The organism is Luteibacter sp. P4_D7_3 (assembly GCF_056401735.1).
Window position 1 is genome coordinate 1 of the sequence record NZ_JBFUIT010000490.1, and the last position, 2009, is coordinate 2009.

A 2009-nucleotide genomic window follows, 5' to 3' on the forward strand; every position below is an offset into this window, starting at 1 on the left:
ACCACACCAAGGGCAACGCCGCCAGCGTGATCAGCTTGCCGAGGATGGCGGTGAAGCCCCACAGCAGGACACAGAAGTGGATCTGGAGGTGGGCTTTGCGGGAGGGCAGCATGCCCGCAAGCTTGCGGCAAAACGCAGTTCTTGTGTAGGAGCCGATTCATCGGCGAAGGCCGTGGCAGCGGATCACCGTCTGGGCGATGCCATCGCCGATGAATCGGCTCCTACAGGGGGCAAGGGCAATTAGCGTTATTTCTTCTTAGCGTCGGCCTGGGCCTGGGTCTTGCCCGGGGGCGGGGCCTTGGGCGGGGCGCTCTTGAGGTCGTCGAGCAACGGCTTGCACTGCGTAGCGTCGGCCTTGCCGCTTTCGGGGACGGCCAGCGCGGCGATGGCAGCAACGGGCGCGGCGAAGACGGCCAGGGCGACGGCACCACCGCCGCGCAGGATCAGCGGTCCCGGATGCACGCCAACCGACGGGTTCTTCATCGTGCCGTGCACGTACAGCGGCGAGCGCAGCGAGAACAGGCGGAAGCCCTTCGTGTGCGGCACGATATCGAGGTTGAGCTTCTCGCTCTTGAAGTCGATATCGCCGGTCACGTTGATAAGCGCCTTCTCCGTATCGAAGGCGAACAGCTTCGAATCCATATCGCCGTTCGTGGCAACGAGGTCGGCCGCCATGCAGTTGATCTTGACCGTTTCGTCGCCGAACAGCTTGTTCACTGCATAGCTACCGACATTCAGGCCGGCCAGTTCCAGCAGCGAACTGCTGACCGCGCCATCGTTGATCAGCAACTTGATCTCGCCGTTGGAGCTGCCCAGCAAGGCCGCCGGCGAATTGCCCACGGCAGTCAGGGAAGCGTCGCCATTGAGTTCACCCAGCGTCGTGTCTCCCGGCGCCAGTTTGGGAAACAGCTCCTTCAGCTTCAGATGCCGCGCACCCATGTTGAACGTGCCTTTCATGGGCGTGGTGGAGCCATCGACGTGGATGTTGCTGCCGACCGTGCCACCGGCCACGCCGAACCTCAGCGGGTCGAGGGCAAGCTTGCCGTCCTTCATGGTGAGATGGGTGAAGAGGTTGTCGACCGGCAAGCGATCGCCATGAACGATATGCACGCCCGTGAACTCGACATCGGCGTCCATCGCGTTCCAGCGATCGGTCTTGAACGGTTCGACCGGAAGCACCTTGTCGTCGGGCTGTTTCACCGAGTCGCCGCGCTCGGTTTTCTCTGCGTTGGAGCCTCCGCCGACCAGCGGGGCGAGATCCGAGAACAGCAACTGGTTCGACTTCAGCTTGCCGGTCAGGCTCGGACGCTGGCCACCGGTGTTGAAGGTGAGGCTGCCGCCGAGATCGCTGCCGCCGACATTGCCGGTGAAGTTGTCATAGGTGAAGACGCTCGCGCCCTTCTTGAGATTGGCCTTGAGATGGCCTTCCGTGGCGAACGGCGGCGTATCGGGAAGGGTCACGCCGGTGAGATCGTAGAGATGCGACATGCTCGTGCCCGACAACCACAGGCGGATGTCGAGCGCACCCACGTTGAGCGGATCGGTCAGCGTGCCGACGAAAGCAATAWGAGTGTCACCGAAGCGTGCGTCGGCCTGCACAGGGAAGGGACGATTCGTGTCGCGAAGCGCGAGCACACCGCCGGTCTTCGCCTTGGCTTCGACAGTCGACTTCTTGTACGTACCCTTGGCGTCCCATTGGAACTGGTACACCTGCTTCTTCTTGGTCTGGTCCTGGCGATCCGTGTCTCCGGCGCCGTTCCTGGCCATGGCCTTCGTCGTGGCGCCATTGGTCTTCGCGGCCTGCGCGCGCGAATCCTTCTCCTGCTGCGCCATGATCTCGTCGAAGGGAATGCCCTTGCCCAGCGGCGTCACGTCAATACCCATGGCGATCTGGTTGGTCGCGTCGTTGAAATCGACGTGACCCTTGTCGAAGGCAATGGCGTTGAGCTCGAGCTGCCACTCGGACGGGCCCGTGCTCTCGGGCATCTTGAACGTCCAGGTGTTGTCGC

1 protein-coding gene and 1 pseudogene are annotated in these 2009 nt (G+C 62.8%); both read right to left on the bottom strand.

All coding sequences use genetic code 11. The features are described 5' to 3' along the window. Positions 1 to 112: pseudogene (locus AC1DSN_RS21890) on the bottom strand (EamA family transporter); the annotation flags it as partial. Between the two features lie 134 nt (positions 113 to 246). After that, a partial coding sequence (locus tag AC1DSN_RS21895; RefSeq protein ID WP_477332887.1) for an AsmA family protein occupies positions 247 to 2009 on the bottom strand: 1763 nt, incomplete at its 5' end.